The sequence below is a fragment of the Leminorella grimontii ATCC 33999 = DSM 5078 genome (assembly GCF_000439085.1).
Taxonomy (GTDB): Bacteria; Pseudomonadota; Gammaproteobacteria; order Enterobacterales; family Enterobacteriaceae; genus Leminorella; species Leminorella grimontii.
In genome coordinates this window covers 1-6449 of sequence record NZ_AUUA01000029.1, presented here as the reverse complement: position 1 = coordinate 6449, position 6449 = coordinate 1, and the positions used below count along the sequence as shown (strand labels likewise).

Genomic DNA, 6449 nt, shown 5'->3' with positions numbered 1-6449 from the left:
GATGAGAGTAGTCTGGCCGCCGCTATTGAGGGGTTATCACGAGGAGTTATATCAAGTACGTATTCCTAACTTTTGTTTAATTAAGTCCAACACACTTGGAATATGCTGTTGATACGTTACCCCTACAACGCAACCACAAGTGCGGCATTGAATGAAGGCAAGGCTGCGATTGTAATTATAAACATTGTCTTTAACGACGGCTTCAAATAAAAGGCCATCGCATTTAGGACACTTAGACATAGCCATGGGAACAACTCCTTATCAAGTGATGGAATTGGATCTATAGCTGGTTATTAATCATTAAACAATAGCTTTATTTGGCGTAAACCCGCCGGGGCGCGGCTACGCCTAAAACAGAGGAAATGACAATGAAAGCTGAAAGTACCAACGCACTAGGTAATAAACAAATGGAGTCAACAAACTGGTTCTTCCTTCGGGAGGGATATAGCGACGCTGTTGAGTTGCCCGTCCCCCTGTCTTGCCCAATTGGGGAGGCGATAGGTAGCGCTGTCACCATTCATCAGCCTGAGCATGACGAGCTTTGCTATGTGGGTAAACTGACAACCGGCCATAGTTATAGCGGCTTAATTGACGCCGATAATATCATCACAAGCATTCGCGAGGATTTATCTTGTTTCTTGGCTGCGGGTTCCGCTCAGGATGAGTGCGATCTTCGAATGAGCCAGTTGGCTCAATTGGAGGAATTGCTTGCTGATTGGTTGGATGAGCGTTGTCCAATAAAAGGCTTGATGTTTAAGGAGGAGGTGAGCTTTAAGGTTATTACCCCCGACACTTGCAATGCCATATTCGTTGAGGTCATCCCACTATGAAAGCGACCTTAAAACCCTGTCCGTTCTGTGGCAGTCACGATATTCATTTATATGCCCCAAAAGGCTGCCCTGAAGTCTCCATTCGCTGTCGTTCCTGCGGCGTGCTCCTTGTTGGGTTAGAAGAATTATTTGACCGCTGGAACCGCCGCGACGGTATTGATACCCCCTCAATGGAAACGCATATCGCTCCCCTAGTTTCCTTGCTTGTGGGCGAGTTAACCCGCGCGAGTATCGCTCATCCCAAGTGGCCGACTGATGCCGTGCACGCCTCAGCCATCCTCAATGAGGAAGCCGGAGAGCTGACGCAAGCCGCTATCGACTTTCATTTCTATGTCGATGACCGGGAGCGTATGCGCGAAGAGGCTATTCAGGTTGGTGCGATGGTGTTGCGTTTTCTGATGAACCTCGACGGGTACAAGCCCGAAGGCGGTGCGGTATGAAATATTCATTAGGTGCAAAGCTGTTTATCGCGGGATGGGTTCTGGCCTTTGTAGTGAGCGTGGTCTGGTTGGGGGTGCTGATTTATGAATAAGCCCCAACTGATCCGCCTTATCCATGTGGCAAAAACCAAGCTCGGTCTGGATGATGAAACTTACCGCTCAAAACTCGAAGCGCTGACCGGTAAAACCTCCTGCTCTCAGATGAGTCTCGACAAGTTAAACGCCGTTTATCAGGCATTTAAAGATGCCGGATTTAAACGCCAGTTTAAAAAGAAAGGCGGTGCGCGCGTCACGCCTAATGCAAAAGGTCAGAGCAAAGCGCCGGAAATCCCCAAAATCCGCGCTATCTGGTGCGTGATGGCTAAGCAGGGTTTTGTGAAAAGCGCCTCGGAAACCTCGTTAAACGGTTTCGTTAAGCGCATGACGGCGAAGCTTAACGACGGCGCCGGCGTGGCGGAAGTTGGCTGGTTGGACAGTCGCCTTGCTTATCAGGTGCTGGAGACCCTCAAGGGGTGGCATCTGAGGGAAATGAAGAAGGCGTTAAAGGCGCGTCGCATTAATTTCCCTCGGGACAGGTCAGGTAGAACGTTGGAGTCTTACGAGCCGGTGTCTTCACTGTATGCGCGCATCATCCAGCATGACAACTACCTCGCACGGCATCACGCGTCAGGGAGCCATATGCTTGACACCTATTGTCCGTTTTGTGGTTACCGGTCTGAAGTACCTGCACCAACGGATTGCTCAGAAGCGTGGGACTCGCTTGCCATGTGCCCCGCTTGTACAAAGCAGGTCTTTCGCGTCATCACCAAAAATCGGATTTTTTACGGCAAAGGGGGCGTTAGGTTATGAAAATCGCTCGCTGTCCGGTCTGTCACTCAGACCTGCACCTTGATGCGCTGATGGAAGATGATGCCGGTCGTGAGCTTCTGGCGCTTATTCTTCCTCTGCCGGGAAGTTGCGCTCGTCACCTGATAGCGTACATCGGACTTTTTCGGCCTGAAAAGTCCAACCTGAGCAATGCCCGCGCCCTGAAACTGGCGCGGGAAGTCCTTGACCTGTACCCGCCGGGGCGTGTTCTGGCGCACGCCTTAAGCGAGACGGTTGAGCGCCTTCGCGCCAAGCGTAATGCTGGTGATAAAAAGCCGCTCACCAATCATGCCTATCTGGCGACAGTCTACTCGACGTCTAAAGAGTTGTTTGCCAAAACCAGTACGGTTGACGCACGGGAGCGGCAGCAAGGCGAGAAGCCCTCACCCGGCCGCGATTCGGAAGATGCCTACTTCGAGAACTTTCAGCGCATGGGGATAGACCTGAACAAAGTTCACGGAGGCCCGGAGTGGCTGGCTAAAAAAGAGAGGGAAAAGGAGAAGCGCGATGAATGACAACCTTGACCTGTTTACCACTGAGCATAACGAACTGGCTCAGCTCCTCGACCGACTAGATACCATCCCGCCGGAAGAAATCAGGGATAAGTGGCCTCGGTTTCTGGTTGATTTGGTAGATGTTCTAGCGCACGAACTGGCGCGTCTGGATGTCTCTGAGGCTCAGCTTGTCGCGATGAAGCTCGCTATCTGCATTTCCAACTACTTTGGCGGTCGTGCGGTTTACCTGCCAACGGGGGAAGTGCTCCGTGCTGCCCTACGGGATTATGAGATTTACGCACAGTTTTGTGGTAATAACATCGACGAGCTGATTGAAAAATACGGGCTTACACAGTCGCATATCTATGACATCCTGCGAAAACAGCGGCAGTTACATCGTCGTCGCTATCAGCCGGATATGCTTGATGCCTTGGAGTGAATGAAAAAGCGGTAGTGATGACTGCCGCTTTTTTGATACATTGAGTATTCTTTACCCCGCCATCATGCGGGGTTTTTGTTAGAACCACCCCAAACCCACTACCACCCCGCGCCCGATTACCCTAAACCCATTATCAATTATTGGGAATTGGGGCCATGTCCACGTATCACACTGACTCTGCATTTGTTCGCGCTATCAACTACCTATTGAGTGTTGAGGGCGGTTATGTTAACGACCCTGCTGACCGGGGCGGCGAAACCAAGTTCGGTATCAGCAAGCGGGCCTATCCGCATCTGAATATCGCGACACTGACCCGCGAGCAGGCCGCCGAGATTTACTATACCGACTATTGGCTTAAAGCCCGCTGCAATAAGCTCCCTTTCCCCATTGCGCTGATGCTCTTTGACGCGGCCGTCAATCACGGTCTTAAAGCGGCCGTTCAGCAATTACAGCGTGCGGTACGCGTCTCTGATGACGGCATTATTGGCACAAAAACCTTCGAAGCTGTGCGCGTGACGAACTCCATGCAGCTCATGATGCGTCTGGCTGTCGAGCGTAGTCGCTCGTACGCCAAAATCATTGCCGGTAATCCCAACCAGAAGCGTTTTCTCGATGGCTGGTTCAACCGCCTCATTGCGCTGGTGAACGAAGTATGTCTCGATTTTTAGTGCCTGACGCCATCCCTGAGCGGATTTTAAAGCGCGCTATCCCTGAGTTGCGTAATCCGCGCTATGCGCGCGCCTACCGTGATGGGTACGACAAGCGTCTGAGCGCTGAGCTTGCGGGGCACCCTAGTGACCGAGTGCCGCTCTACAGCCATAACGCCACCTATCAGTCACTGTTTGCGCGGGGCTGGTTAAGTGTTGACGCCCACACTATCCGCCTGCACTGCGATATCGCCAAGGGGGCGTCATGTTTGCCTCATTAAAGCAGCTTATCTCCGCCCCTTCGGGGCGTTTATCACTGTCCGACACGACGCTTGCTGGGGCGTTTGTCGCCTCGACGGTGGTGCTGTTCTGGTACGCGTATCTGGGGCGCATGGATGAGTGGCTTTTTATTGGCTACCTCGGTGCATGGGTAGCCCAGAATCAAGCCTCTAAACAGGCATCTATCAAGCGCGCACGCGAGGTGCCTGACCATGATTAACTTTTTGCGCGCCTATGGTTGGGCGCTGTTTTTGGGAATATCGGCGGTCGTATTCGGTTACGGTCTCGGTGCAACCGTGACCGAGGGGCGCTTGGGGCGCAAGGTCACTCAAGCCGAAAAGAACCTTGTCACGGCCTCTCTGGCCTTTAGTGAAGCCCGCCGCCTTGCCGCTGAGAAGTACAGCGACGACCTGAAGGCTGAACAGCAACGCTATCGAGAGCTGAGCGACTTTTCCGAGCAGCTTCTCGACGAGTATCACCAGACGTCCGACGAGCTGGACGCCCTCAAACAACAACACGAACGGAGTGTTTCCTATGCTGTTACTCACGATGGTCAGGCTTTTACCGGCCTTGGCCCTGATGGGTTGCGCCTCTACCGTGCCGCCCTCGGATATTCAGCCAAAGAGGGCGGAAAGATATTGCCCTCAGATACCGGGGGCACTGTTGCGCGTCCCACCGAAACCCGCGCCGCCGACGTCGGGAGAGCCGAAGGCGCTACTCACTCACGCGACGGCGTACGGAACGTGGGCGCAGAAGCTGGAGCAGCAATTGATGCTTATCGACCAATGGAACCGGAAGCAAGGGGAGCGCCGTGAGTGACGTTATCGACCGGGGTAGTGCGCGCGAAATCTTTATTCGGGAGCTGGCTATCGCCCGTCACCAAAACCGCCCTAAGCCCGCTACCAGTGATGGGGTCTGTGTGGATTGTGACCAGCCTATTGAGGTGGCTCGCTTGAAGGCCAATCCCTGCGCCGAGCGTTGCATCGACTGCCAACTTTTATATGAACGCCGGAGGCGTCACTACCGTGTTTGATTTTATTGCGACCCATTGGTCGATGGTTTGGTCTATTGGCTCGGCCATTGTGATTTGCGCGTTAACCGTCATGGCTCGCACCTATGCCAAGCGTGACGACGTTGAGCTGTTGAAAACGCGCATGAATGCGTTAGAGAAGTCGCTGTCATCGCTGCCGAACCAGAAGGAGCTGCACGCGCTGCAACTGGACATGGCGAACTTGCGCGGCGACCTAAAGGCGGCGCTGCCTGAGCTTCGCAATCTGCGCAATCTGAGTGACCTGTTACTGCAAAACGAACTGAAGGAAAAGAAATAATGGGGCTTAAACACCTGTTGGACGAAGACCGTCGCTTAGTGCTGCTGCGCTCTATCAGCGACTGCGGTGGTAAGGCGAACGAGTCTATTCTGCAAACCTGCCTTGACTCCTACGGCCATTACGTGAGCCGGGATGAAGTCCGCCGTCATCTGAGCTGGCTGGATGAAAACCGTTTGGTCTCTCTGTCTGACGTCGGCGGCTGCATGGTCGCCAGTCTGACCCGTCGCGGCACGGACGTCGGTGAAGGTCGCGTTCGCGTACCCGGCGTCAAGCGTCCGAGGTTTGGTGATGAGTGATAAGCGCACGCGCGGCCGCCCGTCAAAAATCGACCTGCTGCCGGATGTTATCCGTGATGAGCTTCATCGCCTGCTGCGCGATAAGCGCAACACACAGGAAGATATCCGCGACGCCGTCAATGAGTTGATAGACGCCCACGGCCTGAGCGATGAGCACAAGCTTAGTCGCACCGGCCTGAACCGCTACGCCTCTCGCATGGAAGAGATTGGCGAGCGTATTCGTCAGGCGCGAGAGGTGTCTGAGATGTGGGTTGCAAAACTCGGCGATGCCCCGACGTCGGATGTCGGCAAAATGGTACAGGAGCTGGTCAGGACGCTGGCGTATGACACCACCTTAAAACTCAGTGAGGGAAGAGAAACCGTCAGTCCAAAAGAGCTTAATCAACTGGCGTTGTTTTCCCAGCGCATTGAGCAGGCTGCGATGGTGAGCCACAAACGCGAGAAGGAGATCCGCGCGGCGTTCGCTGCACAGGCGGCTGAGGTGGTCAATCGCGCGGTGAAATCTGCCGGGATATCGAAAGAGACGGCAGCGGAAATTAAACGCGAAATTATGGGGCTATCGTAATGTCAACGCTCAACGCTCAACTGCTGTCAACGACGTCTGCCTCCGTTAACGCGGTGCTCGGCAACACCTTCCAAAAAAACGATTTACTGTTGGGCTACCAGAAGCGCTGGATAGCTGACGCCTCAGTGTTGAAGGTCGCAGAGAAATCCCGCCGCACCGGCCTTACGTGGGCTGAGGCTGCTGATGCGGCGCTGAATGCATCGCTGGCTCGCGATGCGAGCGGCTGCAATACGTTTTACGTCGGCTCCAATAAAGACATGGCTC

13 protein-coding genes and 1 pseudogene are annotated in these 6449 nt (G+C 53.9%); all 14 read left to right on the top strand.

The window, feature by feature from the left end:
• Nucleotides 1-368 precede the first annotated feature (368 nt).
• On the top strand, nt 369-830 hold the full coding sequence (locus G544_RS0117770) for a hypothetical protein (RefSeq protein ID WP_027275834.1): 462 nt from the start codon (nt 369-371) through the stop codon (nt 828-830).
• Entirely contained in the window at nt 827-1270 is a 444-nt protein-coding gene (locus tag G544_RS22265; protein ID WP_134388955.1) for a hypothetical protein, read from the top strand. The genes G544_RS0117770 and G544_RS22265 overlap by 4 nt, the downstream gene beginning before the upstream one ends.
• A gap of 84 nt (nt 1271-1354) precedes the next feature.
• A complete protein-coding gene (locus tag G544_RS21430; RefSeq protein ID WP_051155823.1) occupies nt 1355-2119 on the top strand; it encodes a gp16 family protein in 765 nt (254 codons plus the stop codon).
• Entirely contained in the window at nt 2116-2652 is a 537-nt protein-coding gene (locus G544_RS0117750; RefSeq protein ID WP_027275832.1) for a hypothetical protein, read from the top strand. Before G544_RS21430 ends, G544_RS0117750 begins: the two co-directional genes overlap by 4 nt.
• Entirely contained in the window at nt 2645-3070 is a 426-nt protein-coding gene (locus G544_RS0117745) for a Mor transcription activator family protein (protein ID WP_027275831.1), read from the top strand. The genes G544_RS0117750 and G544_RS0117745 overlap by 8 nt, the downstream gene beginning before the upstream one ends.
• 155 nt (nt 3071-3225) lie before the next feature.
• Nucleotides 3226-3738 carry a glycoside hydrolase family 108 protein gene (locus tag G544_RS0117740; protein ID WP_027275830.1) on the top strand — a complete coding sequence of 171 codons (513 nt, stop codon included), beginning with the start codon at nt 3226-3228 and terminating at the stop codon, nt 3736-3738.
• On the top strand, nt 3723-3998 hold the full coding sequence (locus G544_RS21880) for a hypothetical protein (RefSeq protein WP_071783420.1): 276 nt from the start codon (nt 3723-3725) through the stop codon (nt 3996-3998). Before G544_RS0117740 ends, G544_RS21880 begins: the two co-directional genes overlap by 16 nt.
• Complete coding sequence (locus G544_RS0117735) at nt 3983-4216, top strand: hypothetical protein (protein ID WP_027275829.1); 234 nt, start codon at nt 3983-3985, stop codon at nt 4214-4216. The genes G544_RS21880 and G544_RS0117735 overlap by 16 nt, the downstream gene beginning before the upstream one ends.
• Nucleotides 4209-4811: a hypothetical protein gene (locus tag G544_RS22260; RefSeq protein ID WP_027275828.1), complete on the top strand. Its 603-nt coding sequence runs from the start codon at nt 4209-4211 to the stop codon at nt 4809-4811. The genes G544_RS0117735 and G544_RS22260 overlap by 8 nt, the downstream gene beginning before the upstream one ends.
• Nucleotides 4808-5029 (top strand): TraR/DksA C4-type zinc finger protein, encoded by a 222-nt coding sequence (locus G544_RS22770; protein ID WP_027275827.1) that lies wholly within the window; start codon nt 4808-4810, stop codon nt 5027-5029. The genes G544_RS22260 and G544_RS22770 overlap by 4 nt, the downstream gene beginning before the upstream one ends.
• Nucleotides 5022-5324, top strand: coding sequence for a DUF2730 family protein (locus tag G544_RS0117720; RefSeq protein ID WP_027275826.1), 303 nt, complete (start codon nt 5022-5024; stop codon nt 5322-5324). The genes G544_RS22770 and G544_RS0117720 overlap by 8 nt, the downstream gene beginning before the upstream one ends.
• On the top strand, nt 5324-5620 hold the full coding sequence (locus tag G544_RS0117715; protein ID WP_027275825.1) for a VpaChn25_0724 family phage protein: 297 nt from the start codon (nt 5324-5326) through the stop codon (nt 5618-5620). Before G544_RS0117720 ends, G544_RS0117715 begins: the two co-directional genes overlap by 1 nt.
• A complete protein-coding gene (locus G544_RS0117710; RefSeq protein WP_036024494.1) occupies nt 5613-6185 on the top strand; it encodes a DUF3486 family protein in 573 nt (190 codons plus the stop codon). The genes G544_RS0117715 and G544_RS0117710 overlap by 8 nt, the downstream gene beginning before the upstream one ends.
• Nucleotides 6185-6449 (top strand): annotated as a pseudogene (locus G544_RS20945) (hypothetical protein); the annotation flags it as partial. The gene G544_RS0117710 and the pseudogene G544_RS20945, both read left to right, overlap by 1 nt.